Origin of the sequence: Idiomarina sp. (genome assembly GCF_019431395.1) — a bacterium.
GTDB lineage: Bacteria > Pseudomonadota > Gammaproteobacteria > Enterobacterales > Alteromonadaceae > Idiomarina.
Window position 1 is genome coordinate 945,789 of sequence record NZ_CP080268.1, and the last position, 23,942, is coordinate 969,730.

The 23,942-nt window shown below is 48.0% G+C and carries 23 protein-coding genes and 2 pseudogenes; 6 read left to right on the forward strand and 19 right to left on the reverse strand.

What is annotated here, in order from left to right:
• Window positions 1-39 precede the first annotated feature (39 nt).
• The 3 genes from hflD to KZ771_RS04675 are packed head-to-tail and all read right to left on the reverse strand — an operon-like array spanning window position 40 to window position 2,423.
• Window positions 40-660, reverse strand: coding sequence for a high frequency lysogenization protein HflD (gene hflD / locus KZ771_RS04665; RefSeq protein WP_133538423.1), 621 nt, complete (start codon window positions 658-660; stop codon window positions 40-42).
• Window positions 657-1,787: a tRNA 2-thiouridine(34) synthase MnmA gene (gene mnmA, locus KZ771_RS04670; RefSeq protein ID WP_279513203.1), complete on the reverse strand. Its 1,131-nt coding sequence runs from the start codon at window positions 1,785-1,787 to the stop codon at window positions 657-659. Before mnmA ends, hflD begins: the two co-directional genes overlap by 4 nt.
• 42 nt (window positions 1,788-1,829) lie before the next feature.
• The gene (locus KZ771_RS04675) at window positions 1,830-2,423 is read right to left on the reverse strand and encodes a pseudouridine synthase (protein ID WP_133538420.1); all 594 of its coding nucleotides are present in this window, start codon (window positions 2,421-2,423) and stop codon (window positions 1,830-1,832) included.
• 78 nt (window positions 2,424-2,501) lie between these two features.
• On the opposite strand from KZ771_RS04675, the gene KZ771_RS04680 reads away from it, so the two are divergent.
• Window positions 2,502-3,308: a hypothetical protein gene (locus KZ771_RS04680; RefSeq protein ID WP_290654522.1), complete on the forward strand. Its 807-nt coding sequence runs from the start codon at window positions 2,502-2,504 to the stop codon at window positions 3,306-3,308.
• Window positions 3,309-3,322: 14 nt separating this feature from the next.
• A complete protein-coding gene (locus KZ771_RS04685; RefSeq protein WP_133538417.1) occupies window positions 3,323-4,150 on the forward strand; it encodes a glucosaminidase domain-containing protein in 828 nt (275 codons plus the stop codon).
• 74 nt (window positions 4,151-4,224) lie between these two features.
• On the opposite strand, the pseudogene ttcA reads toward KZ771_RS04685, so the two are convergent.
• The 11 genes and pseudogenes from ttcA to KZ771_RS04740 form a co-directional block, all read right to left on the reverse strand.
• Window positions 4,225-5,055: pseudogene (gene ttcA / locus KZ771_RS04690) on the reverse strand (tRNA 2-thiocytidine(32) synthetase TtcA); the annotation flags it as partial.
• A 69-nt stretch (window positions 5,056-5,124) separates the two neighbouring features.
• Window positions 5,125-6,051, reverse strand: a complete 927-nt coding sequence (uspE, locus tag KZ771_RS04695; protein WP_290570039.1) for a universal stress protein UspE — start codon at window positions 6,049-6,051, stop codon at window positions 5,125-5,127.
• Between the two features lie 85 nt (window positions 6,052-6,136).
• Window positions 6,137-6,790 (reverse strand): sulfite exporter TauE/SafE family protein, encoded by a 654-nt coding sequence (locus KZ771_RS04700; protein ID WP_290654524.1) that lies wholly within the window; start codon window positions 6,788-6,790, stop codon window positions 6,137-6,139.
• Window positions 6,771-6,977: a cbb3-type cytochrome oxidase assembly protein CcoS gene (gene ccoS, locus KZ771_RS04705; RefSeq protein WP_290654525.1), complete on the reverse strand. Its 207-nt coding sequence runs from the start codon at window positions 6,975-6,977 to the stop codon at window positions 6,771-6,773. The genes KZ771_RS04700 and ccoS overlap by 20 nt, the downstream gene beginning before the upstream one ends.
• Window positions 6,974-9,379: a heavy metal translocating P-type ATPase metal-binding domain-containing protein gene (locus KZ771_RS04710; RefSeq protein WP_290654526.1), complete on the reverse strand. Its 2,406-nt coding sequence runs from the start codon at window positions 9,377-9,379 to the stop codon at window positions 6,974-6,976. The genes ccoS and KZ771_RS04710 overlap by 4 nt, the downstream gene beginning before the upstream one ends.
• Window positions 9,380-9,397: 18 nt before the next feature.
• The gene (locus KZ771_RS04715) at window positions 9,398-9,895 is read right to left on the reverse strand and encodes a FixH family protein (protein ID WP_133538408.1); all 498 of its coding nucleotides are present in this window, start codon (window positions 9,893-9,895) and stop codon (window positions 9,398-9,400) included.
• A gap of 57 nt (window positions 9,896-9,952) precedes the next feature.
• Entirely contained in the window at window positions 9,953-10,903 is a 951-nt protein-coding gene (gene ccoP, locus KZ771_RS04720; RefSeq protein ID WP_290654527.1) for a cytochrome-c oxidase, cbb3-type subunit III, read from the reverse strand.
• Entirely contained in the window at window positions 10,896-11,090 is a 195-nt protein-coding gene (locus KZ771_RS04725; protein WP_290570027.1) for a cbb3-type cytochrome c oxidase subunit 3, read from the reverse strand. The genes ccoP and KZ771_RS04725 overlap by 8 nt, the downstream gene beginning before the upstream one ends.
• Entirely contained in the window at window positions 11,090-11,710 is a 621-nt protein-coding gene (gene ccoO / locus KZ771_RS04730) for a cytochrome-c oxidase, cbb3-type subunit II (RefSeq protein WP_290654528.1), read from the reverse strand. The genes KZ771_RS04725 and ccoO overlap by 1 nt, the downstream gene beginning before the upstream one ends.
• A 10-nt stretch (window positions 11,711-11,720) precedes the next feature.
• Window positions 11,721-13,157 carry a cytochrome-c oxidase, cbb3-type subunit I gene (ccoN, locus tag KZ771_RS04735; protein WP_290570024.1) on the reverse strand — a complete coding sequence of 479 codons (1,437 nt, stop codon included), beginning with the start codon at window positions 13,155-13,157 and terminating at the stop codon, window positions 11,721-11,723.
• A 151-nt stretch (window positions 13,158-13,308) separates the two neighbouring features.
• On the reverse strand, window positions 13,309-14,949 hold the full coding sequence (locus KZ771_RS04740; RefSeq protein ID WP_290654529.1) for a methyl-accepting chemotaxis protein: 1,641 nt from the start codon (window positions 14,947-14,949) through the stop codon (window positions 13,309-13,311).
• A 172-nt stretch (window positions 14,950-15,121) separates the two neighbouring features.
• On the opposite strand from KZ771_RS04740, the pseudogene KZ771_RS04745 reads away from it, so the two are divergent.
• Window positions 15,122-15,388: pseudogene (locus KZ771_RS04745) on the forward strand (fasciclin domain-containing protein); the annotation flags it as partial.
• 384 nt (window positions 15,389-15,772) lie between these two features.
• Here the strand turns inward: KZ771_RS04745 and KZ771_RS04750 are convergent.
• The 3 genes from KZ771_RS04750 to KZ771_RS04760 all read right to left on the reverse strand — a co-directional run bounded on the left by KZ771_RS04750 (window position 15,773) and on the right by KZ771_RS04760 (window position 18,072).
• The gene (locus KZ771_RS04750; RefSeq protein ID WP_243734407.1) at window positions 15,773-16,120 is read right to left on the reverse strand and encodes an efflux RND transporter permease subunit; all 348 of its coding nucleotides are present in this window, start codon (window positions 16,118-16,120) and stop codon (window positions 15,773-15,775) included.
• Window positions 16,080-17,228, reverse strand: coding sequence for an efflux RND transporter permease subunit (locus KZ771_RS04755; protein ID WP_290654530.1), 1,149 nt, complete (start codon window positions 17,226-17,228; stop codon window positions 16,080-16,082). Before KZ771_RS04755 ends, KZ771_RS04750 begins: the two co-directional genes overlap by 41 nt.
• Before the next feature lie 280 nt (window positions 17,229-17,508).
• Complete coding sequence (locus KZ771_RS04760; RefSeq protein WP_290654531.1) at window positions 17,509-18,072, reverse strand: NAD(P)H-dependent oxidoreductase; 564 nt, start codon at window positions 18,070-18,072, stop codon at window positions 17,509-17,511.
• Window positions 18,073-18,192: 120 nt separating this feature from the next.
• Between KZ771_RS04760 and KZ771_RS04765 the strand changes: the two genes are divergently transcribed.
• From KZ771_RS04765 to fabA, 3 genes are all read left to right on the forward strand, one after another.
• A complete protein-coding gene (locus KZ771_RS04765; RefSeq protein WP_133538395.1) occupies window positions 18,193-19,104 on the forward strand; it encodes a LysR substrate-binding domain-containing protein in 912 nt (303 codons plus the stop codon).
• A 177-nt stretch (window positions 19,105-19,281) separates the two neighbouring features.
• Window positions 19,282-21,192 (forward strand): AAA family ATPase, encoded by a 1,911-nt coding sequence (locus KZ771_RS04770; protein ID WP_290654532.1) that lies wholly within the window; start codon window positions 19,282-19,284, stop codon window positions 21,190-21,192.
• Window positions 21,193-21,267: 75 nt separating this feature from the next.
• On the forward strand, window positions 21,268-21,780 hold the full coding sequence (fabA, locus tag KZ771_RS04775) for a bifunctional 3-hydroxydecanoyl-ACP dehydratase/trans-2-decenoyl-ACP isomerase (protein WP_290654533.1): 513 nt from the start codon (window positions 21,268-21,270) through the stop codon (window positions 21,778-21,780).
• 72 nt (window positions 21,781-21,852) lie between these two features.
• On the opposite strand, the gene rmf is transcribed toward fabA, so the two are convergent.
• Together rmf and KZ771_RS04785 are read right to left on the reverse strand one after the other, a co-directional pair.
• The gene (gene rmf, locus KZ771_RS04780; protein WP_133538369.1) at window positions 21,853-22,029 is read right to left on the reverse strand and encodes a ribosome modulation factor; all 177 of its coding nucleotides are present in this window, start codon (window positions 22,027-22,029) and stop codon (window positions 21,853-21,855) included.
• A gap of 179 nt (window positions 22,030-22,208) precedes the next feature.
• Entirely contained in the window at window positions 22,209-23,942 is a 1,734-nt protein-coding gene (locus KZ771_RS04785) for a DUF3466 family protein (protein ID WP_290654534.1), read from the reverse strand.

Below are 23,942 nucleotides of genomic sequence, written 5' to 3' on the forward strand. Positions count from 1 at the left end.
GGTTCTCCAGTGTTCATAATAAAAGTTCCAGGTAATTAATCAGCTTAGTTTTACCAATTGCTGAGCAGTCTCCAGCATCCGCTTACGCGATAGCAAAAAGTGGCGACGTTTGCCGCCAACCTGCTGCCACAGCACAGCACTGCGCACTCCGGCAAGCAACAGTGCGCGAATATGGTGTTGGTTAGATTCTATTTTTAAATGTACGGGATTGCCGTTGACCTTAATAGGTTGGCCTAACGGACTGATAACCTCGCGATAGATGCCGGCAAGGCTCTCTAAAATACGGTAGCGTTCAAAACCGAACTCGTGATATTGCCTGCTGACCTGTTCAAGACGTTGTCCTAACGTGTTCATGGCGTCATCATTAGCCAATAACCGTCGCGAGAGGTGGATCATGCCCACCATATAGCGCGTCAACTCTAAATCTTTTTGGCGGCTACTGCCCATTTGTTGGATCAGCGTACGTAGCCCGGGACGAACCTCATCAATCGAACCATATACCGCAAGGGTCGAGTCGGGGGTTAAATTTAGTGTGCTATTAAGCAGGGTTTCGGTAACGGTATCGTGCAGTACCTGACCAGAACGCGCCAGTTGTTGCACTGCGGCCGCGCTCAGCGCCATACCGGCAAGCGCTACGACGCGCTGCTGCCAGTCGTTCATAGTTTAACCTCAAAGTCGGTAAGTCGTTGTTCGATAATGCCGCCACCCAGACAAACTTCATCCAGATAAAAGACCGCTGACTGGCCTGGGGTTACTGCTGCGACAGGATTATCAAAGGTAACCTCTACGCTACCGTCGTTACGAGGCGTTAGCAGACACGGAATGTCCTGTTGCCGATAACGCGTTTTAACCGTGCAACGCAAAGGCTCAGCCAGTGATTGCCGATTAACCCAGTGTAATTGACCGGCAATTAAGCCGTTCGAAAAGAGGCGCGGATGTTTTTTGCCCTGCGCAACAATCAATACGTTACGTTCAGTGTCTTTATCGACCACATACCAGGGCTCATCGCTGGCTTCAGCCAGGCCGCCAATATGCAGGCCCTTACGCTGGCCAATGGTGTGATACATCAAACCTTCGTGTTGACCCAGCGCATCGCCGTCTACTGATTCGATGGGACCCGGCTGAGCCGGTAAGTACTGCTGCAAAAAGTCTTTAAATTTACGTTCGCCGATAAAACAGATGCCGGTTGAATCTTTTTTATCGGCAGTCACTAAACCTTGCTCTTCAGCAATCCGGCGCACCTCAGGCTTTTCTAGTTCACCAACCGGAAACAATGTCTGCGCGACGTGTTCATGGCTTAGTGTATAGAGGAAATAACTTTGATCCTTGTTATTATCTACACCGCGCAATAACTGCCAGTGTTTGCCATCATAAGCCCGTCGCACATAATGCCCGGTGGCGATATAGTCTGCACCTAACGCATCTGCTGCAAACTCAAGAAACGCCTTAAATTTAATTTCTTTGTTGCACATGATGTCAGGGTTAGGGGTGCGGCCCGCCTTGTATTCTTCCAGGAAGTGTTCAAATACGTTATCCCAGTACTCGGCTGCGAAATTGACTGTGTGCAGCTCAATACCCAGTGTCTGACAAACTTTTTCAGCATCCGCTAAGTCATCAGCGGCCGCACAATACTCGTCAGAGTCATCTTCTTCCCAGTTTTTCATAAACAGACCCTCGACCTGGTAGCCTTGCTGGAGCAGCAGGTAAGCAGAAACTGAGGAATCTACACCGCCGGACATACCGACAATGACTTTTTTATTGGCGTTGGCTGTTACGTCTGTCATCAAAACACCGCATAAGTTAATTACATCATTAAATTGGCGCGTATTCTACCACACCGGTGGCTCTTCGCGCCATTCTCCCGGCTGTAATCGGGCCAGTTTGTAGGGACCAATTTGAGCCCGGATTAAACGCAATGTTGGTAAACCTACGTGTGCGGTCATACGCCGCACCTGACGATTTTTTCCCTCCCGGATCTTAATGCACAGCCAGGTGTCAGGTACTGATTTGCGTTCTCGTACCGGTGGGTTACGGGGCCACAGGTTCATTGGTTCGGCCATCACAAAAGCTTCAGCGGGGCGCGTCATGCCATCATTAAGTTCGACGCCTTGCTGAAGTTGCGTTAATTGCTCGCTGGTTGGCTCTCCCTCGACTTGAGCCCAGTAGGTTTTCCATACCTTATATTTAGGGTTAGACAGTCGCGCCTGATAAACGCCATCGTTGGTCAGTAGCATTAAACCCTCGCTGTCTTTGTCCAGGCGGCCGGCAGGATAAACATCGTTAAAAGGCACCCAGTCTTTTAGTGTGGCGTCACCGGGCTCGCCCGTAAACTGAGACAGAACCCCAAAAGGCTTGTTTAGTAACACCAGCTTGGGATTTGCCGGGCGGGGCCGCGAACTGTGATTTTTACGTTTTCGCTGCATGAATACGTCCTTTTGATTGTTAAGCAGGGGGCAGATCCTCTACTATATAGCGCTATCGTTTTAAGCCTATGGTAACTCATGCAAGAACATAATGACGAACAACAACCAATGATTATTGGCGGAAACCTAACAGAGGCGCTGGCTGGCAAATATCATTTAAGTTTAGGCGAGGTCTTTAAACAAACATTTACTGTCACCAAGAGTCATTGGGCACCCTTGTTTTTGGGGTTTTTAGCATTTTTTGGCATTTTATTGATTCTGACATTAGTCGCATTCAACCTACTGCCGGAAGCCTGGGTCAATCAGGTTATACCGACTGAATCCAACCCGCAGGTCGGGCAAAACGGACTATTAGTTTTATCATTGATAGGTTCAGCGGTTGGAGCCCCGTTCTGGGGTGGCTTAGTGCTTATGGGAATTCGTCATAGTGTCGATATTCCCACCAAAGCGGCTGACGTTTTTGATGGCTTTTCGCGCGCAGGGGCTTTAATTATAACGCTGCTGACGACCAGTGTTATCACCCAGCTGGCATTATTGCTAACAGGCCAAATACATTGGCTTATCAGCGTGCTAGCGCAAATCTACTTTAGCGTTATTTTTGCATTTGCATTACCCTTGGTTATCGAACGCGCTATTACGCCGCTTAATGCTATTTATTACTCAGTGCGGATCGTTCACTACAAATTACCGCTATTTGTGATCTTGTTATTCGTGGTTACAGGGCTGATTATCATTAGTTCGTTTGCCTTCTTTTTGCCGTTGATCATTGTCGTACCACTGATCTTTAACCTGGTGGGCGTCGTTTACAAAGAGGTTGTCGGGGTGACAATAAAACTCGACAAAACGCAATCTCTCGACGATGATCAAACTCCCTGGTCTGCATAATATTGAGGCTGACTATGCGCATTGCATTTATTGTATTTTTTATCATTGTAAGCTTGCTCGCTTTACTTCTGCCATTTACAACAGAGTTCGAACGACCTGAAGCCGGGCAAATTAGGGTTGAAGGACTACCGCCCGTGCCAAAGCTGGGCGTCTATGACGAACTACCGGACTTTTCGCAATACACCGACGTGCAACAGAAAAAATCGGAATTCTTCGGCTATTTATTGCCGCTGATAGAGGCGGAAAACCTACGCATTTTACACATGCGCGCAAAGCTGTTTGAAATCGAAGAGAACTACAAGGCAAATATGATCTCGGACGCTGATCGTGCGCAGTTGGCGCAAATGGTGGGCTACTACGAAGTTGACCCGAGCTTGCCGGCCGAGGAACAGTTTGCGTTGCTTAAACGCCGTGTCGATATTGTGCCAGAAATGATGGTGTTAGTGCAGGCAGCCAATGAGTCTGCCTGGGGAACGTCACGCTTCGCCCAACAAGGATTAAATTTGTTTGGCCAATGGTGCTACCGCGAAGGCTGTGGGATTATTCCTGCTCAACGACCGGAAGACCAAATTTATGAAGTAGCAAAGTTTGACTCGGTAAATCAGTCAGTGCGCAGCTACATGCGTAACATTAACACCCATCCGCCTTACGCTGACCTGCGTCTATTACGCGAGCGTAAGCGACTTCGCGATCAAGAGCTAAGAGCGATTGAACTGGTTGAAGGCTTGGGCAGTTACTCTGAGCGCGGTGACGAATACATTGACGAACTACAGGCAATGATCCGTGTTAACCGACCCATCGTTAACGCGGTAAAACAAAGCCAGGAGCAAACCGCCAACTAGGCGATTTGCGTAATCTTAATGGTATTAACGGGGTCGCTTTGCGGCCCTTTTTTTGTTTCAGTAAATGGCGGCGCATCAAACGCCGTATCTCCATTCTCATCCGCCACGCCGGTTGCTTCCACTGCTTTAAAGTCAAACAGCGAGGCATCGGCTAGATGTGATGGAGTCACGTTTTGCATCGCTGTAAACAGGCTTTCGATGCGACCGGGAAAACGCTTGTCCCAGTCATTCAACATTTGCTTGATGTGTTTGCGCTGTAAATTTTCTTGTGAGCCACAAAGGTTGCAGGGAATAATCGGAAAGGCCATGGCATCGGCATAGCGAGCAATATCTTTTTCCCGGCAAAACGCCAGTGGTCGAATCACTACGTGCTCGCCATTGTCACTAACTAATTTCGGCGGCATCGACTTGAGCTTGCCACCATGAAACATATTTAAAAACAGTGTTTCAATCATGTCATCTCGGTGATGACCCAGTGCGATCTTGGTCGCACCTAAACGTTTCGCGGTTTTGTAAAGGATGCCGCGGCGCAGTCGCGAACACAATGAACAGGTGGTTTTGCCTTCCGGGATTTTGTCCTTAACAATGCTGTAGGTGTCTTCCTCAACGATTTCGTAGGCGACACCTAAGTCGTTTAAGTATTCAGGTAACACGTGTTCGGGAAAGCCAGGCTGTTTTTGATCAAGATTAACCGCCACCAGCTCAAATCGAATTGGCGCAACGCGTTGCAAATAGAGTAGGGTATCGAGCAGCGTGTAGCTATCTTTGCCGCCGGACAAACAAACCATGATCTTGTCACCGGCTTCGATCATGCCAAACTGCTCTATCGCTTTGCCGGTCTCCCGTCGAATACGTTTTTGCAGTTTATTAAATGCGTATTTTTGCTCTGCCGTTGCCGCCATCATTAACCCATTCGTTTGCTAATTGTTACTCACCTATAAAACAGCGCGGGATTATACCTGACAGCAAGCAGCTTAGGCTAGCGGACTAACAAAATCTTCCGGCTTAACGGCCAGCACATCGCAATTTAATTGCTCTAATACGTGCTCGGCGGTATTGCCCAGCAGTGCGGCGCTAATTCCGGTGCGTCCAATGGTTCCCATAACAACCAGTTCTGCATCCAGCTTTTCCGAGAATTCCGGAATAACTTGCTCCGGCAGGCCCTGCGCAACATGTTGTTGCTTTTCGGCGATTTGATAACGGCGCCCCAGCTCACGCATTTTATGTTGATGGTGATGCTGTAGCTCTTCGGTATATTGGGTAACGTCGAATTCGGGGATTTCGACTGCCACGTTAACGGGCGCGCCCGGGTAGGCGTTAACCAAATGCACGCTGGCCTTTAATACGTGACTCATGGCTTCTGCATGTTCGATAACACGTTGGTTCAAACTTTCGTGATGAACCTCGTCAGAGCCGCTGTGCACCGCAGCAATAATCTGACCATGCTGGGGCCAGGCATGCTCTTTTACCAGTAATACTGCACAGGGCGCTTTGCGTAATAGATGCCAGTCCGTGGGTGTAAACAACAAATTTTGTAGACTGGACTTAACTTGCGAAGCTTTAATGATAAGGTCGTGACCGTGTTTTATTACAGTTTCTATAATGGCCTCGAATGGACGATTATGCCAGACCACCTCAATATCCATTCTGACTTCAGTCGTATCATAGTCAGCAAGCACATCGGTTAACCAGGCTTTTCGGTCTGCGATAAGATTAGCGCGCATCGTATCTCGTTCCTCCCGTGACAGCATGGTTGTCATTTCGTAAGAGAAATCGTAAATCGATAAAAACAAGGTCAGCCGCGCATCACTCAGGCGAGCCATATGCAGCGCACGATTAATGGCTTTGTGTTGCTCATCAGCGGGATCAACAACCACCAGAATATGACGGAAAGCATCCATAACGGTTACCTTTTACGATTAAGAGTCTAACCTAAAGATTAGCTTAGATAATGCGGACTACCTAGTGATCGCGGACAAAAAATCACTAAAAATGAGGTCGGATTAGTGTAAGCGCGGTCCACAGCGCGTAAACCAGCAATAATACACCAATGGCCGTACGAAAACCCTGAGCTTGCAGTATTGTGCGTAAGGAGTGGCTAAAATAACCGGCACCGATCATTGCGGGGAAGGTACCAATAGCAAAAGCCGCCATCAACAAGCCGCCTTGCACGGCGCTACCACTAACCGCGGCATAACTTAATGCACTATAAACCAGTCCGCATGGTAACCAGCCCCAAACCGCGCCGGCAAAAAATACGCTTAGGCTGCCGCCGCGTTGCTGTGGTGCTAGTTTTTTAATGACTTGCCAAAGCGGTTTTGCTGCTCGCTCCAGTTGGCTTAATACCGGCCACCAACCAGTAAAGTAAAGCCCCAGCGCGAACAAAAACGCGACCGCAAGCCAGCGCAGGATGATTGTAGTATGCGGTGAGTCCGGCGCTATTAATGCAATCGCACCACCGACAATCACGCCTAACAGAATATAGGATGACATGCGGCCGAGGTTATACAGCACAATATTAAGCCCGCGCTGCTGCACACCAATGGCACTGGCAATACCGCCGCACATTGCCAAACAGTGGCCGGCTCCCGCCAATCCCATAATAAAGGCAGTTATTACGTCAATGTTTTGATTCATCATCCGCTTTTTTATTAGCTGATTGTTGCTGTTGCTGAGTTTGTTCTTCGTCGTCATCGAGCAGAATGCGCATGCCTTCGTCGCGCTCAATATCTTCGAATTGATTGGACTTGACCGCCCAAAAGAAAATAACGACGGCCAGAATCACAAATAGAATTGCAACCGGAATTAATGCGTAAATTACACTCATTCGCGATATAACCTCAACGAGTTAGCAATGACCAACAGCGAACTTAATGACATGCCTAATGCTGCAGCCCAGGGCGCGATTAGACCTCCTAATGCGGCGACCGGCAAAACCGATACATTGTAAAGTAACGCCCAACTAAAATTTTGCCGCATGATAACACGAGACTTTTGCGCACTTTCAATGACATCGTTAACGCTACCCAGTTTATTGGACAGTATGACCACATCGGCGGCGGTTTTCGCTAAATCAGAGGCGTTGGCAAAGGTCATCGACAAATGTGCCTGAGCCAGCACCGGACCATCATTTAAGCCATCACCAACCATCCACACGGTTTTGCCTTGTTGCTGCAACTGCTTGATTAAAGTCAGCTTGTCATCGGGTTTTTGTTGCCCGTAATACTCGTGTATTCCGAGTTGTTCAGCAACCATTCTGACCCGCGACATATCGTCGCCGCTAATCAATTGAGTTTGAACGCCAAGCCGATGAAGCTTGTTGATGGTCGCGGCCGCATCTTCGCGTAATTCATCTTCAACTTTAAGTTGTGCCAGTACCTGCGACTGGCTCGCTAAAATAACATTATAGCCGGGCTCAATGTCAGCCTCAGGCAACCACTGTCGGATAAACTCGGCGCTACCCAAGCGTAAATGTTCACCTTTATTAGTGACTGCTTCCAATCCCATTCCGGCTACCAGTTTTATTTGCTGCTCAAAACCGTAGGGCCGGTCACTAAGATGTTTAAGCGGTAACGCCAGAGGGTGTTCAGAAAATGCCTCCATGCCCGAGATCAACGCGTTGGTGTATTCAATATCAGCAACATCAATGCGATCAACCAATTTGAACTTGCCCTCGGTTAAGGTACCGGTTTTATCAAAGCAAACTACATCCAGTGATTTAACCGATTCAAGCACCTGCGCGCCTTTTACCAAAATACCCTGACGATTAAGCCGATGTATGGTGCCGGTAATCGCCGTCGGCGCAGCCAGTGACAGTGCACAAGGGCAGGTCGCAACCAACACCGCCAAGGTTACCCAAAGCGCGTGTTCGGGTTGAATCCACCACCAACTTAAAAAGGTGAGGGTGGCAATAACTAAGATACCACTGACAAAGTAACCTGCGACTTTATCAATCACTTGTTGTACCTGAGGCTTTTCGGCCAGTGCCGAGTCCTGCATGGCAACGATGCCAGCAAGTACCGTTTGTTGTGCCGCCGCAGTTACTTTTATTCGAATTGCTGATTGTTGATTGATACTACCGGCAACCACGGTCTGGCCTGTAACACGCCGGTTAGGCAGGCTTTCACCGCTTAGCAGACTCTCGTCAACCCAGGCTTCTGCGGACAATAGTTCTCCGTCCGCTGCGATCGTTTCACCCGGATTAACGACAATCACATCGCCTTGCTGTAACTGCTTAACAGCAATTGATTCGTTACCTTGCTCGGTTTCACGCGTCGCTAACTGCGGCATTAAGGTAAGTCGGTTGGTGGCAAAACGCAGTGCCCGTTCTTTTGCTAACAGCTCAAGGTAGCGACCTGAGAGCAGGAAAAACGTAAACATCGATATCGATTCAAAGTATACCTCGCCAGTGCCCTTAAATACCGCATAAACGCTGGCGGTATATGCGCCAAGCAGGGCAATGCTCACCGGCACGTCCATATTTAGCTGCTTGGCCTGCAGTGCTCGCAATGCCCCCATATAAAAAGGCTGGGCACTGTATAAAATTACCGGTGTTGCAAATACCAGGCTTACCGCCCAGATATAATCGCGGGTCGTTTCGTCTAAGTCACTGACCACCCCAAAATAGAGCGCAAATGCCAGCATCATAACTTGCATCGTCGCCAGGCCGGCTAACCCAAGGCGTCGAATAAACCCTTTGCGCTGGCGGCTAAACTGTTGTTCTTGCTGGTTTGGCTGAAAGGGTAACGCCTGATATCCGATCCCGGCCAGGCGCTTGATCATTTCGCTCACCGATACCTGATTCGGGTCCCAGGTGACCTGTAGCCGTTGGCTGGATAAATTAACTACCGCTTTATCAACACCGGTAATTGCCTGTAACTCTCGTTCAATCAGCCAGGCACAAGCTGAGCAGGTGATATTGGATACCGTAAGCGCGGCCTGTTGCATGTCACCATCGAGCACCCGCACAAACTCACGTTGTACATCGGGGTGATCATACACATCAAGGTTGTTCAGTTCATCCGGGAGTATCGGTGTTTGCTGTGGCTTATCCAGATCACGGTGTTTGTAATAAGCGCTCAGGCCATGTTCAATAATCGTTTCGGCAACGGCCTGACAGCCAGCGCAGCATACCCGCCGGGGCTGCTGCTCATAATCAACGGTTAGCTCGACGCCACGCGGAATGGGCTGCAGACAATGAAAACATGCGTCTTTAGGGAGTTCCTGCATTAGTACAACCGAACCTTATTAAACGCCATACAGGAGGGGTTCTACCAGCGTCCAGTCTATCGCCGGTAAGGTATACTTCTGGCTCACTTTCCATTGTCTGTCGAAAGGTTCAATTGTAACCGTCCAACGACCATCGATGTTGGCCGGAATATCGGTACGATAAATGCCGTCCGCCGCTACCGTAACCCGTCGACTAAAATCTTTTGCAGCATCTGTTGCGTGCACGAATTTAACACTAAGTGCTGCTAACTGCTCGGGTGCACCACTTTTATAACGCAGTGCCAGTTGCTCATCATCAGCTTTAAATTCAAACGAAATATTCAGTTCCTGAGCTCGCTCAACGTGCTCAATAACGGCGTTAATGGTTTTACCCTTTTTATAGTAATCGTCAACAACCATCGAGAAGTTGCCTTGCGTCACCGCCAGGTAAATGATGATCGCGCATACAATCATTACTACCACCGGCACTGATATTAAAAACCACGGCCAAAACTGCTTATACCAGGGCTTCACCATAATAACTACCTCATACAAAAAACCCCGCCGTAGCGGGGTTTACACAACAATGAACAGTTAGTCGTTTGACAAGCTGTAAATGTAAGCCGATACCACATGGATTTTATCCTCTCCGAGAATATCTTTCCATGCCGGCATCACGCCATTTCGACCATGCTGCAGAGTTTCTTCAATGTTATTAATTGAACCACCATATAACCAGATATTATCGGTAAGGTTTGGTGCGCCCAATTGTTGGTTACCTTTACCATTCTGACCATGGCATGCCGCACATACGGCATAGTTCTGTTGTCCGGCCTCAGCAAGTGCAGGATCCACATTGCGACCACTCAAGCTAGCTACGTAGTGTGCTAACTCGGTGATTTGCTGATCAGTGAATTGCTCGCCAAACGCCGGCATAGCACCTTGACGGCCCTGCAACAGACTCGTTTTGATATCGTTGGGTTCACCACCATATAACCAATCATCGTCGGTCAGGTTAGGGAAGCCCGGACCACCCATGGCATTAGAGCCATGACACTGAGCACAGTTTTGCAGGAATAAACGCTGACCTACGTCTAGTGCATCTTCGTTTTTAGCCAGTTGTGGAATTGGTTGCTCCGCAAAAGCTTCAAAGATAGGTCCGTACTTTTCTTCTGCATCGCGGACCGCACGGTCGTATTCGACCAGCATGCCGTCTTCATGCGCTTGCTGCATCGCCTGACGAGACTCTTCCAGTGAGCGCACGTCCTGGTTAGAGCTCTTCCAGCCCAACAAGCCTTGAAAATTACCTAAGCCAGGGTAGAGCGCTAAATACAGAAAGCCCCAGGCAAAGCAAGCCCAGAATAAATAGGTCCACCACTTAGGTAATGGGTTATTAATCTCTACAATTCCATCGAATTCATGGTCCATTTCCTGACCTTCTTCGATGTGGGTGTAGTTCTTCATGTTCCAGCGTAACAACCAGATCAATACGACCAGGGTTGCTAATGTCAGAACGATTATCCATGCACTCCAGAAGCTACTCATCTTTCTTCGACTCCGGTTTGTCGCTGTCCTTCACTGATGATTCTGCGTTTTCTTCTTCAAATATTGAATTAGCAGCTTCATCAAATTGTTTTTTTGCGCGTCGGCTAAAGAACGACCATCCTACAATGGCCAAAAATAAGACCAGTATGATAATCGTCCAAATGCCGTGCCATTCACCAAAACCCATTACTTATCAGCCTGTGATAACGCAGTACCCAGGGACTGCAAGTAAGCAATGAGCGCTTCCATTTCAGTTTTGCCTTGTACTGCTTGTTTAGCACCAGCAATGTCGTCTTCGGTGTAAGGAACACCCAGTTGCTTCATCACTTGCATCTTTTTCGCAGTATTTTCACCGCTTAGGGTATTCTCGGCTAACCAAGGGAAGGCCGGCATGTTTGATTCCGGCACTACGTTACGCGGGTTCATCAAGTGCACGTAATGCCATTCGTCACTATAACGACCGCCAACACGAGCCAAATCAGGTCCGGTACGCTTAGACCCCCAAAGGAAAGGGAATTCCCAAACGTGTTCACCCGCTAGCGAGTAATGACCATAACGCTCAGTTTCGGCACGGAATGGGCGAATCATCTGGCTATGGCACTGAACGCAACCTTCACGCATGTAAATGTCACGTCCCTCTAACTCCAACGCAGTATAGGGCTCAAGACCCTTGATCGGCTCCTGTACCTGGCTTTGGAATAACAGTGGTGTGATTTGGACGATACCGCCAACCGATACCGCTATAATCATCAAAACAGACAACCAACCCAGGTGCTTTTCAACAAATTCGTGTTTAATGCGACTCATTGTGCTCTCCTTAGGCGGTTTGAATGACGTTACCGGCAGCAGTCTCACGACGGCCAGCCCGAATAGTTTGATAACAGTTGTACGCCATTAGCAACATACCAACTACGATAAAGACACCACCAACGAAGCGTCCTGCCCAGAACGGGTAAGAAGCCTGGACACTCTCAACAAAACTGTAGGTGAGCGTACCGTCGGCGTTAGTAGCACGCCACATTAAGCCTTGCATAACACCCGAAATCCACATTGAGACGATATAGAAAACCACGCCAATGGTGTGCAACCAGAAATGCACGTTGACGAGTTTAATGCTGTGGATCTGTTTTTGGTTGAACAAACGCGGTACCAGGTAGTACATCGAGCCAATGGTGATCATCGCAACCCAACCCAGTGCACCAGAGTGAACGTGACCCACTGTCCAGTCGGTGTAGTGCGACAGCGCGTTAACCGATTTGATTGCCATCATCGGACCTTCGAAGGTCGACATACCGTAGAACGACAGCGACACGATCAAGAAGCGTAGAATCGGGTCGGTGCGCAGTTTATGCCATGCGCCGGACAGCGTCATGATACCGTTAATCATGCCACCCCAGGAAGGAACAAACAGAATCACCGACATCACCATACCTAATGATTGAGTCCAGTCAGGCAGGGCAGTGTAGTGCAGGTGGTGAGGACCAGCCCAGATGTAAAGCGAAATCAACGCCCAGAAATGCACCACTGATAAGCGATATGAATAGACCGGACGCTCAGCTTGTTTCGGTACAAAGTAATACATCATACCCAGGAAGCCAGCTGTCAGCAGGAAGCCAACCGCGTTGTGACCATACCACCATTGAATCATCGCATCGACGGCGCCGGAGTACATCGAATATGACTTGGTGAAGGTTACCGGCACTGCCATGCTGTTAACAATGTGCAGCATCGCAATAACCACGATAAAGCCACCATAGAACCAGTTCGCTACGTAGATGTGAGACGTTTTGCGAATCGCCAGCGTGCCAAAGAAGACAATGGCATAGGCGATCCAGGTCACCGCAATCAAAATATCGATAGGCCACTCTAACTCAGCATATTCTTTAGTACTGGTCAGGCCTAAGGGTAACGTGATGACTGCTGCGACTATAACGGCCTGCCAACCCCAGAAGGTAAACGAGGCCAATTTGTCTGAAAATAGACGTGTGCGACAGGTTTTTTGTACCACGTAGTACGAGGTAGCAAAAAGGGCGCTGGTACCAAATGCAAAAATTACCGCATTGGTATGCAACGGACGAAGCCGAGAGTAAGTAAGCCAGGGCGTATTGAAGTTTAGTTCCGGCCAGACTAGCTGGGCCGCAATCAAAACACCCAACGCCATGCCGACGATACCCCAAATAATGGTCATGACAGTAAACTGGCGCACGACCTTCATATTATATTCGATCGGTTGTTGTGGAATTGTTTGACTCATCTTTTTATTCCGCGGTGATTGAGATCAGGAAAATGGTGACTTTTACCCGCTTAACTAAAAGTCAGCTTCCTTGTAAAAGTACTCGAATTTTACACCTTATGTACGCAAAGGTACAGAGGGGATAATACTAATATCCCCATAATAATAAAGGCTATTCTGTCTTGAATCGCGACACCAATTGACCTAGATCAATACTGTTTTTAGTCAATTGCTGACTTACTTCAGCCACTTGTTGGTTGGCGTTTTGGTTGTCGTTAGAAAGGTCACTGATACCCGTTACGTTCTCGCTTAAGTCACGGGTAACACGGCTTTGCTCGTCTGTTGCCGAAGCAATTTGTACGTTCATGGAGGAAATATTAGCAACCGCTTCCTGAATTTGACTAATCGCTTGTTCAGCTTTTAATGCACCGTCATTAGTGGTTTTAGAGCGATCTTCAACTCCCGCAATAATTTGTGTCACGTCTTTGATTGCACCCTGAATACTATCAACAATCGACGAAATTTCGTCCGTTGACTGCTGTGTGCGGGTAGCCAGTGTGCGCACTTCATCCGCGACGACTGCAAACCCGCGGCCGGCTTCGCCTGCACGCGCCGCCTCAATCGCTGCGTTTAGTGCCAGCAGATTAGTCTGTTCGGCGATAGCCACGATAACACCCAGAATATTGCCGATTTTATCTGAACCATCCTGCAGCAAACGCGCTTTATCACCGGCTTTACGCAACTCTTGCGTAAGCGCATCAATATTATTCACCGCTTCGCGCACGATAACGGCTGAACGTCCTGATTCCTCGTCAGCCGTGTTTGCCGACTCAGCAGCCTTGCGGGCGTGATCTGCAACTTCACCTGCAGATGACGACAACTCATTAATAGCTGTAGCAACAGATTCGGTTTGCGCTCTTAGCTCGTCACTTTGCGCGCTACTTTGATTACTGAGCGACGATAATCGCTCGGCAGCAATTTCTTCCTCGCGGGCGCTGTTTTGCACGCTCTTAACTAACTGCTGAATTTTACTAACAAATTCGTTAAACGACGTGGCCAGCCGCGACAACTCATCAGAACCCTCAGCACTTAAGCGACGAGTCAGATCGCCTTCGCCCTGGGCAATATCAACCATGGCCGCATTAATACGCTTAAGCGGGCGGGTGATGCTGCGAATAATCAACACAAATAAAAGTAACAACGGAACCGAAAGTACCAGCGCCAGACCCGCCAGTTTAAAAAACTCCTGCCACAGCATGGCCTGAATATTATCGGTGTATTGACCCGTACCCATAATAATATTCCATGGCTCGAATACGCGGATACGACTAATCTTGGGCACTAAATTGTTACTATCGCTGCCTTTTTGCCAAATATATTCAACCGTAGCCCGATTACTGCTACGCGCTTTAGTGACCATTTGCTGGAACAGTCGTGTGCCTTCCGGATCTTCATAGGACAGCACGTTTTTGCCAACCAACGACTTGGTAAACGGGTGTTGCACCATCACGCCATCGCGGTTCAGGGTAAACAGATACTCAGAACCCTCGTAGCGGATCTCATCCAACCGCGCAAAAGCTTGCTCCAGCGCTTGCTCCTCGTTCAACACGCCATCCTGCGCCTGCTGGTAGTAATAATCGACCGTGGTATACGCCGAATCCAGCACCGCATCCAGCTTGCGTTTTTCTTCGTCGACTAACAATCCGTTAAGAATAAACATCATAAACGCAACCATCAGTGCCGTGCCGAACGCAGCAATTCCTAACAAAGCGATAAGTCGCTGAGTAATACTAAAACGCTGAATAAACCCCATCGTGTTCCCTTAAAGATGTCTGTTTTCTATTTTATCGTCCTAATTTACGCATTATTTACACTTTTAAAAGTAGACCATAGTCAAACTCCCTGCGTAATAGTTGATGCCCTAACATTATGAGGAGGCATTTTTATGTTTCGCAAACTAGCATTAAGCATGCACTAACGCGGCCTTTGACGCACTCCCTGAAGGCACGCTGGAAAGCCTGTTGGCAGATAAAGAGCAGCTAAGTGCAGTACTGACGTACCACGTGCTACCCGGCAAAGTAATGAGCGGTGACATTGCCGGCAAAACCCTGATGCCAGAAACTGTCCAGGGCAGCACCGTCAGCATCGACGCCACTGATGGCGTAACCATCGACGGCGCCACCGTGATCAAAGCTGACATCAATGCCAGCAACGGCGTAATTCACGTCATCGATCAAGTAATTACCCCGTAAACTAAAGAAGCTAATAGACGGGGATTGGGCTAAACGATTGGCTGGTGATTGACACTCCTTAGCCAAGGGACGCCCGCAAGTACATCCCTGTAGGGCTTGTCTAAGGAGCTGCTCAATCACTTAGCGCCAATCCTTTAACCCAATCCCTTTTTCTCACCTTTTATCAGTTCCACTCTTTAAGTCATCACTTTTATAAAGGCAGCACGTTAAGACAATCGGTCGTTACCCTTGGGGTGCAGTGGTATTAGGTATTGGGGTGGCTTGTCAAAGGGTGTTGGAGGCCATGGATGGCCGGAAACAAGCGTACAGGGATGTATTTACAGCGTCCCTTTGGCAAGCCACCCCAGTGCCTAATAAACCACTGCATCCCTTGGGTAAGGAGTGTCAATCACCCGCCATATGTTTATTGCCGAGCCGCGGTTTCAGCACCAGGGCGCTTAGGGCGGGTAGGGTTAGGATGGTGACGAGGGCGGCGCCGATTAGGCCGAACATGACGATAATGCCAACGCCACGATAGAGTTCGGTACCTTCGCCGGGGATAAACACCAGTGGGGCGATCCCGCACAAGGTGGTTAGTGTCGTGATAGTGATAGGGCGGACGCGTGAACGCAGACCTTCTTTTATAGCCTCTATTAATTCGTAGCCCTCTTTGTCGCGAAGATATACCGCACGTTCGACAACTAATATTGGGTTATTGATAACCGTACCCATTAAGATGAGAAAACCCAGCATCGTTACTACTGATAATCGAGCCTTTAGTCGCAAAAGCACGCATGCCCGGATACCGTTCGTATACGGTTGTTATGGCATCCATTAACTCTTCAATGCGATTAGGAACGCGTGTTTCAGCAATAATACGCATGTTACTGGGCGATACACTATAGCTAATGTAGCCTGACAATAACGGCACCAATGTGACTGATACCGCCATTGAGGCGATAATCGCAGAAGAGATGGCAATGGCAATGTCTGAATAAAACTGGCCGGCTTCCTGCACGATAAAGAGAATAGGCAAGAACACCATCACCGTCGTTAGTGTTGACGCCAACACTGCCGTCCATACTCGTTGCACGCCTAACACCGCGGCTCGCTTGGGGTCTGCACCTTTTTGTCGTTCTAACGCAATGCTCTCTAACACCACAATGGTATTGTCCAGCGTCATACCAATGGCGAATGCAATGCCGGCCAGTGTACAAATAGGAATACCGATCACCGCAATCATGGTAGCGCGCCCAGAGTGCATCAACCCGTACATGACTAAGGTCGCAAAAACGGCACCCAACGATAAATTGAATAACACATTGGAGATTGACGCTTCGACGTAACGGACATCATCGGAATTTAGTATAATTTGCATGCCAGCCGGTTTCAGCAAATCTTCATTGATCCGCTCAACCTCTTGCAGCATTGCATATTTAATGTCGATAACATTTGAACCGGACTCACGCTTTACCTGCAAGCTCAGTACCTGTTCGTCTTTAAACCAGGATTCGCTATTGGTTTCAAAATGGTCTAAATCGATCTCAGCTATATCATTAAGCCGAACAATGCGATCGCCATCACGTTTAATGATGGTGTTTTGCATTTGCTCCAGGCTGTCGTAGCGACCAACGGTGACGCCGGCCACCGATGACATACGTGGCCGAACGTTGTCCTCGATGTAGTCACGCATACGCACCATGTCGATATTCTTTGGATTATCGGGCAGGGGAGCGACCCGAAAATACATAAACGCGTTACTCGAGAAAGAAGCTGCAAATATTCTTGGCTGATCGACATTGTCTACGTAATTAGGAGCTTGACTTAACGCATTGTTAACCAGAATTGATGTTTCGGTCACGTCAATTCCGAATGGTAAGTCCAGTTCGATAGCGGGTAACAGGTACCACGTCTACTTTGGTTGCCTCTGCCGACGAACTTTGTGCAGCCGCAGGAAATGACAAAGCCACTGTGGTAAACAGAACAAACAAAGCGACGGTGTAAAATAGCGTAATAAGCGACGTTCGTTTCATAAATAGACAGGTTAGTTGGGCACTTGTCTATCCACTACGTAATAACTATCGCGAAGGATTAAGGCGGGTTGTTATATACCCGCCTTAATAAAAAGTATAACCGGACTTTTAACTGAGTTCAGCAATGCGATCTTTGGCTTTGGACAAACCTTCGCTGCGCGCTTCGTCGCCCATATTTAAGCCTTCTGCACGAACGATTTCGACATCCGTTATACCAATAAAGGCTAAGGCTGTTTTAAGGTAGGCTTCCTGGTGGTCGAGTGCTACGGCATCACCGGTTGAGTAAACACCACCGCGGCCCGACGCAATAATGGCTTTTTTACCTTCCAGTAGACCAACCGGACCATTATCTGTATAGCGGAAGGTAACACCGGCTTGTAAGACGCGATCAAACCATGCCTTTAATTGGGTCGGAATTGTAAAATTATACATCGGGGCGCCGATGACAATAACGTCAGCGTCTTGCAACTCGGCAACCAACTCGTTAATGAGTGGCTTATCTTCTGCCAATAATTCGTCTGACTGCAAGTGTGGAATAGGGTCAACGACCAGATCCCGGTGAGTAACGCTTGCAGCCTTATCCTGACTGAGCTTTGCGACAACGTCTTTGCTGAGCTGACGACTAACAGAGCCATCGACAAAAATGCCTGAATCTAAATGCAATACCTTCATATTAACCTCCTGATTAATTTATTAAGGCTATTCTATTCGTTCCGCATTAAGCAAAAAAGTGTCTATAATGGGATTTAGCGTTCCATATTTGGAACATAATTAATTTTAACCAGAGGCGTTATGGCACTACCTGACATCGCAAATTATTATCTTTTTGCTAAAGCCGTGCGTTGCGGCAGTATTAATGCGGCATCACGAGAGCTGGAGCTACCCAAGTCAACTATTAGTCGACGTATAAGCCAGTTAGAAACAGAGCAGGGCGTTCGACTGGTTCACCGGGGGCGACAGGGATTGCGACTGACCGATGTTGGCGAAGCATTTTTAGTGCATTGTGACGCCTTGGTCGATGCAGCAGATTCTGCTACCCAGGTAACCCAGCATTTACTAGCCAAACCCAGGGGACGCGTTAACGTCAGTTCGCCTTATGCTATTAGCCAAAGTTTGCTGACGCAGGTGCTACCCGAGTTTATGACGCGTTATCCCGAGATACAGCTAAACCTGATGGTCACCAATCGACCGGTCAATTTACTGGATGAGAATATTGACCTGGCACTGCGGGTAAGGCCCAGCATTGAAGACTCGTCGTTAATTGCACGACCGATAAGCGATGCACCGCAAACGCTATTTGCAGCACCCAAACTGATCGGCGATTCCATCATAGCGGAGCCGACGGATTTACTGCATTACCCACAACTCAGTTTGCACTATACCAGTGGCCGTTACGGCTATGTGTTAACACATCAATCCGGCAATCGCACCCAACTCCAGTTTGAGCCTCGCCTTATCAGCGACGACATGATTTTGCTGCGCGAGGCAGCAATCGAAGGTCAGGGTGTGGTCGCATTGCCTAACTATTTATGTCAACAGGCGGTTGCCGAAGGTCGTTTACAGCAACTACTACCGGACTGGAACTTGCCCGTCGGCATCATGCACATGACGTATCCACATCGACGCGGATTAAAGCCAGCTGTGCGTGTATTAATAGATTATCTGGCTGAAAAACTCCCAAAAGTAGCAGAGCGCGCATTTTAAATAGTTAGTACTAGCCGTGCTCTAATATCATTTATATAGCGTATTTAACATAATATACATTATACGCAATTCAATATTTAAGGCTTTTAGCGGGCTTTTTAGCAAATTCTGTTAGAATGCCTGCATTAGCACTTACTGCGCTTATCAAGGCGTTTTCGGTTTAAGGAACAAACAACGATGAAGTTATCGTCGCAGGCTCTTCGCCCCGACACCGGTGTTTGGTTGCAGCAGCGACCCAACGAATGTCAGGAGAAACTTTTAGTCGGCCAACAACGTGCGGTTAATGCCTTGACGCAATCGATGCGTCAGCGCGGCCGCTATTCAAATTCGTTTGCCATTATTCCCACCGGTTTACAAAAACATCAGGTTTTAAAGGCTTATTTTGCTGATAACCAATGGCATCACAGCCAGTGGTTTGATTGGTTGTACCTGGCAGATCCTGATGATGCGCTCCGGCCATTATGCGTTAACGTACCGTCGGGAACCGCAACGGATATAATGCAGGCGCTGTTACAGTTTATTCAGTCTGATAAGGACGCACGTCCGCAATTACAGCAGCAAGTGATTGAACGCTTTGATACGCCGGCTCTACGTGATTACGTACAGCGGATTATGACGAAAACCGTTGATGACTTTGCCAGCGACCAATTAGCAACGGTTATCGTCGGACACGAACACCCTGCACCTTATTATTTATGTGATCGGGTGACAGAAAACCGTTTGTTTGGCCAAATTGGTGTGCAATCAGTTGAAGGCACTGTGCGTTCAGACCTGCACTTAATAGAAGCCGGCTTAATTCATAAAGCCAATGGTGGCGTGTTAGCACTCGAAGTTAACCAGTTACTAGAGCAAATCGAGCTGTGGAAACGCCTTAAAGATACTTTGTTGAGTGGCCAATTCGAATGGCCTCAGCCATCGCCAGATAGCGGCGCTGCCTACTTTTACCGGCCACAACCGGTGCCAATTGATATCAAAATTGTGTTAGTCGGCAACCGCAACGAATACAGCCAGCTACGTGAATACGACGAAGATTTTGATCATTTGTTTCCGTTTTTGGCTGATTTTCACCGTGATTTTCCGCTTTACCGCGAACCTATCGCTGACTACTTTCATTATTTACAGCACGTCTGGCAACGCGCTGACGTATTACCACTGGATGACTCAGGGTACAGCGCCCTACTTTGCGCTAGCGCGCGGCGCACTGAGTTTCAACAGGAGCTCAGCCTGGATAGCGTATTTTTATTGCAGCTGTTAAAAGAAGCACATGATATTGCGACGACTGCCTCTAAAACGTTAATTGATGGTGACTCGGTTGAGTTGGCGATTGCACAACAACGTAATCGTGAGGGCCAGATCGCTGAGCTGAGTCGTCGCAGCATTATCGAGAATCAGGTACGTATAGACACCGCTGGCGAAGTCATTGGCCAACTTAATGGTTTAACCGTGATTACCATCGGCGGCGCAGAGTTTGGTGAACCCTCTCGGATAACGGCCACGATCCATTATGGTGACGGCGACATTATTGATATCGAACGCAAATCAGAAATGTCAGGCAACATTCATACAAAAGGCGTAATGATCTTAAGTGCGTACCTTGCCAATCAGTTTGCCCGCCATGAACCCATGTCGGTATCAGCCACCGTGGTATTTGAGCAATCGTATTTTGAAGTTGATGGCGACAGCGCTTCAATGGCTGAATTGTGCTGTTTGATTTCGGCTTTGGCTGAAGAACCGCTTAAGCAATCATTAGCGATAACCGGTGCCATGGATCAGTTTGGTAACGTGCAGGCCATTGGTGCTGTTAATGAGAAAATCGAAGGTTATTTTGAGCTCTGTCGCGAACGCGGGTTAGATGGTTCTCATGGGGTTATTATCCCTGCCGCCAATCAACCCCAGCTTAACTTAGCACCGGTGGTGATTGACGCTGTTAACAATGGGTTATTCCAGATCCACACGGTTGAACACGTCGAAGAAGCGTTAACATTACTTACTGACTTACCCAAGCAGCAGTTATTTGATGCGGTCAGACAACGTATTCATGACAATGTTGAACCTCGCAAAAGCTGGTGGAAGCGTTTGTTTGACTAATCGGAGTTGTTTAGCGTACAGCTGTACGCTAAACTCGCCAACATCCTATTTTTTCACATAAATCTAAAGGTTGTTATGAATCAATCCAGTTTTTCGCGCCAGGATCTTCTTGACTGTAGTGAAGGTAAACTTTTCGGCGAAGGCAATAGCCGCTTGCCTGCCCCCAACATGTTAATGATGGACAGGATCGTTGAGATTAATGCCGATGGCGGCGAACATGGTAAAGGATTTATCCATGCCGAACTCGACATAAACCCTGACTTATGGTTTTTTGACTGCCATTTTAAAGGCGATCCGGTAATGCCTGGTTGCTTAGGTCTGGATGCTATGTGGCAATTAGTCGGCTTTTACCTGGGTTGGTCTGGCGGTCCGGGACGCGGTCGCGCCCTCGGTGTTGGCGAAGTTAAGTTTACCGGGCAGATTTTGCCGGAACACAAAAAGGTCAGCTATTACATCGACATGACTCGCGTTATCAAGCGGAGGCTGTTTATGGGCGTTGGTAACGGCCGTGTAGAGGTTGATGGCCGCCCTATTTACACTGCCAAAGATCTTAAAGTGGGTTTATTTACCGATACCACAACTTTTTAGTCGTCGATAAAACGAAAAACGCCGACAGCGATTGCTGTCGGCGCCGTGTTCTAAAATTGTGTCAGAGACAAATTAGCGGAACAAGCCGGTATTTCTCGCCTCCATTGCGTCACGCCATCCACCTAGCCACTGCGAACGAATATCATCCTGCGTTTGATACGGACAATTCTCTTTTGAACGTCCAGATAATCCGGCTTTATAGCCTTGAGTATGGGCTCTTTCAAAGCGATCTCGCTTTTGTCTTTTCATAGAACTACCCCTTGTGCCTGTTTTCACAGATTGTTTTTAAAGATTATCGGAGGACATTATTAGCGCCCTCACTATTATTGATAGTCTTTATTGGTGATAGTTCAATGGTAAAAAGTAACACAGTGAACTTGCAAAACGATAACAAGTTGAATCTGTGTTACTTTTTGATGACGTTTTCTTTATGATTTTTTGATATTTTGACGACGATTGCGACGCACAAAAGTTATAAGTGAACCCAGCAGGGCTAGTCCAGCTAAGCCCCCTGAGCCAAATGCCGCACCACTGCGCTCGACGCGATTTTCTTCTTCACGACAGCTATTAACGTCACCGTCTATCGGATTCATTTTAATCGCAACCGCCACCTCACGGGTTTGAGTATCGCCATTACTATCGACGTACTCCTGAGTTTTAAGCGCAGTCGCTAACACTTCACCGGACTCTGTAACGTCATTAGCTTCGACAATAAAATACGGGCTGTCACAGGAAACCGCGTCATTCAAATTAATGAACTCGGGCGTCTCGGCTGTTGTGTCGTACCAAAACCCGACCCGACGGCGGACTGACGATAAGGTCGCTTCGATTTCGCCGGTACCGACAACAATACCGTTTTCGTTAATCGCATTTGGCACAGTTGATGAACCAGAGAAGAACCCGGGTAACAAGGTTAACGGTTGTTCGTCAGATGCAGCATCAACATCATAGATAAAAGCTGTATTGCGAAGGTTACCGGCACGGCTCTCCACTAAATAACCAACAGCCTGATTGTTATCGTTAATATCCGTTGCTGCGCCCCAGAAAAAGTCTTCATTTTCTGTCACAGGTATAGCATCTGCATTTTGGAAAATTGCCGGCATACGAACGGCGCCACGCTGAGGGTGATAAGTCCAGCTCTGACCGGCAGCAATGCCATTATTGTTAACCGCAAAGGCATAACTGGAAAAGTCCCGATCATCCTCTTCGTTGCGCTGCTGCAGTGTGCCTAACTCAGTCGTACTGATGACCTCACCATTACTATCCAGCTGCCATAAATGACCGCGAATGTCGTAGATTGAACGACGGGCTGCATAATCACTGCGAGAAAAGAAACTTGGCGCGATATTTGACGCTCTTTGGTTATAAAGCTCTAACCAGACACCATAGACACAGACTTCGTCAGGGCGCGTCACAATAGCATCAGGGTCATCGCTGCTACAGGCATCAATGCGCTCTTGCGCAAACGGGCTAAGTGCGGTGCTGGCGTAACCTGCCGCCAAACCTGAGTCGTTTACGTCCATAATCGCACTCTCACCACCCAAAACAGCTGTTTCTGCCGGTTCAACCATGGTAGTGGTGCCATCGCGATGCCATACGCCGCGTGTTATATAGTCACGCACGTAAAACGTCTGGGTAACTTCTTCGTCATCAGAGTTAGTGTAGGTGAATTCGGTCGGATAAAACGGACCCGTGGTAACCCCTACCGCTGAATTGGCGTTGTTAATACTGTATAAAAAGCTATCAGCAGTTATAACCGGTGTATCGCCCAGTAAAGGAACCGACTGTGTCAGTCCGTCATACAAAAACGCGGTATTTAAACCGATTTGGATTTGTTGCACATTATTGTTTGCGTTAATCGCAACGTTGTTCAGTATGAACTCATACTGTTCCGGCGTCAGCTCATCAACTTCTTCTATGTCGGTAATACCGGCATTGGCTAAAATTGTCGGCGACACCTGACTCAAATCGATATCAATATTTGTCGGAAACCGTGAGATACCGACTACAAATCCGCTTTCATTTATCGCTTTAGGAAAGCTATTGCGGTAATTTTCTGCTGTTGGTAGTTCTTCGATTTCGAAAATATCGGCCGTTGCAGTCAAACTTACCGACGCCAATATTGCTGCGCTTAACCCTTTAAGTGCAAATTGTTTCATCAT

What these genes read in the sequence shown, in the direction of transcription:
- hflD (WP_133538423.1), bottom strand. Translation starts at nt 660, where the DNA reads ATGAACGACTGGCAGCAGCGCGTCGTAGCGCTTGCCGGTATGGCGCTG.
- KZ771_RS04675 (WP_133538420.1), bottom strand. Translation starts at nt 2,423, where the DNA reads ATGCAGCGAAAACGTAAAAATCACAGTTCGCGGCCCCGCCCGGCAAAT.
- KZ771_RS04680 (WP_290654522.1), top strand. Translation starts at nt 2,502, where the DNA reads ATGCAAGAACATAATGACGAACAACAACCAATGATTATTGGCGGAAAC.
- KZ771_RS04685 (WP_133538417.1), top strand. Translation starts at nt 3,323, where the DNA reads ATGCGCATTGCATTTATTGTATTTTTTATCATTGTAAGCTTGCTCGCT.
- uspE (WP_290570039.1), bottom strand. Translation starts at nt 6,051, where the DNA reads ATGGATGCTTTCCGTCATATTCTGGTGGTTGTTGATCCCGCTGATGAG.
- KZ771_RS04700 (WP_290654524.1), bottom strand. Translation starts at nt 6,790, where the DNA reads ATGATGAATCAAAACATTGACGTAATAACTGCCTTTATTATGGGATTG.
- ccoS (WP_290654525.1), bottom strand. Translation starts at nt 6,977, where the DNA reads ATGAGTGTAATTTACGCATTAATTCCGGTTGCAATTCTATTTGTGATT.
- KZ771_RS04710 (WP_290654526.1), bottom strand. Translation starts at nt 9,379, where the DNA reads ATGCAGGAACTCCCTAAAGACGCATGTTTTCATTGTCTGCAGCCCATT.
- KZ771_RS04715 (WP_133538408.1), bottom strand. Translation starts at nt 9,895, where the DNA reads ATGGTGAAGCCCTGGTATAAGCAGTTTTGGCCGTGGTTTTTAATATCA.
- ccoP (WP_290654527.1), bottom strand. Translation starts at nt 10,903, where the DNA reads ATGAGTAGCTTCTGGAGTGCATGGATAATCGTTCTGACATTAGCAACC.
- KZ771_RS04725 (WP_290570027.1), bottom strand. Translation starts at nt 11,090, where the DNA reads ATGGGTTTTGGTGAATGGCACGGCATTTGGACGATTATCATACTGGTC.
- ccoO (WP_290654528.1), bottom strand. Translation starts at nt 11,710, where the DNA reads ATGAGTCGCATTAAACACGAATTTGTTGAAAAGCACCTGGGTTGGTTG.
- ccoN (WP_290570024.1), bottom strand. Translation starts at nt 13,157, where the DNA reads ATGAGTCAAACAATTCCACAACAACCGATCGAATATAATATGAAGGTC.
- KZ771_RS04740 (WP_290654529.1), bottom strand. Translation starts at nt 14,949, where the DNA reads ATGGGGTTTATTCAGCGTTTTAGTATTACTCAGCGACTTATCGCTTTG.
- KZ771_RS04750 (WP_243734407.1), bottom strand. Translation starts at nt 16,120, where the DNA reads ATGCTGGGTTTTCTCATCTTAATGGGTACGGTTATCAATAACCCAATA.
- KZ771_RS04760 (WP_290654531.1), bottom strand. Translation starts at nt 18,072, where the DNA reads ATGAAGGTATTGCATTTAGATTCAGGCATTTTTGTCGATGGCTCTGTT.
- KZ771_RS04765 (WP_133538395.1), top strand. Translation starts at nt 18,193, where the DNA reads ATGGCACTACCTGACATCGCAAATTATTATCTTTTTGCTAAAGCCGTG.
- KZ771_RS04770 (WP_290654532.1), top strand. Translation starts at nt 19,282, where the DNA reads ATGAAGTTATCGTCGCAGGCTCTTCGCCCCGACACCGGTGTTTGGTTG.
- fabA (WP_290654533.1), top strand. Translation starts at nt 21,268, where the DNA reads ATGAATCAATCCAGTTTTTCGCGCCAGGATCTTCTTGACTGTAGTGAA.
- rmf (WP_133538369.1), bottom strand. Translation starts at nt 22,029, where the DNA reads ATGAAAAGACAAAAGCGAGATCGCTTTGAAAGAGCCCATACTCAAGGC.
- KZ771_RS04785 (WP_290654534.1), bottom strand. Translation starts at nt 23,942, where the DNA reads ATGATGAAACAATTTGCACTTAAAGGGTTAAGCGCAGCAATATTGGCG.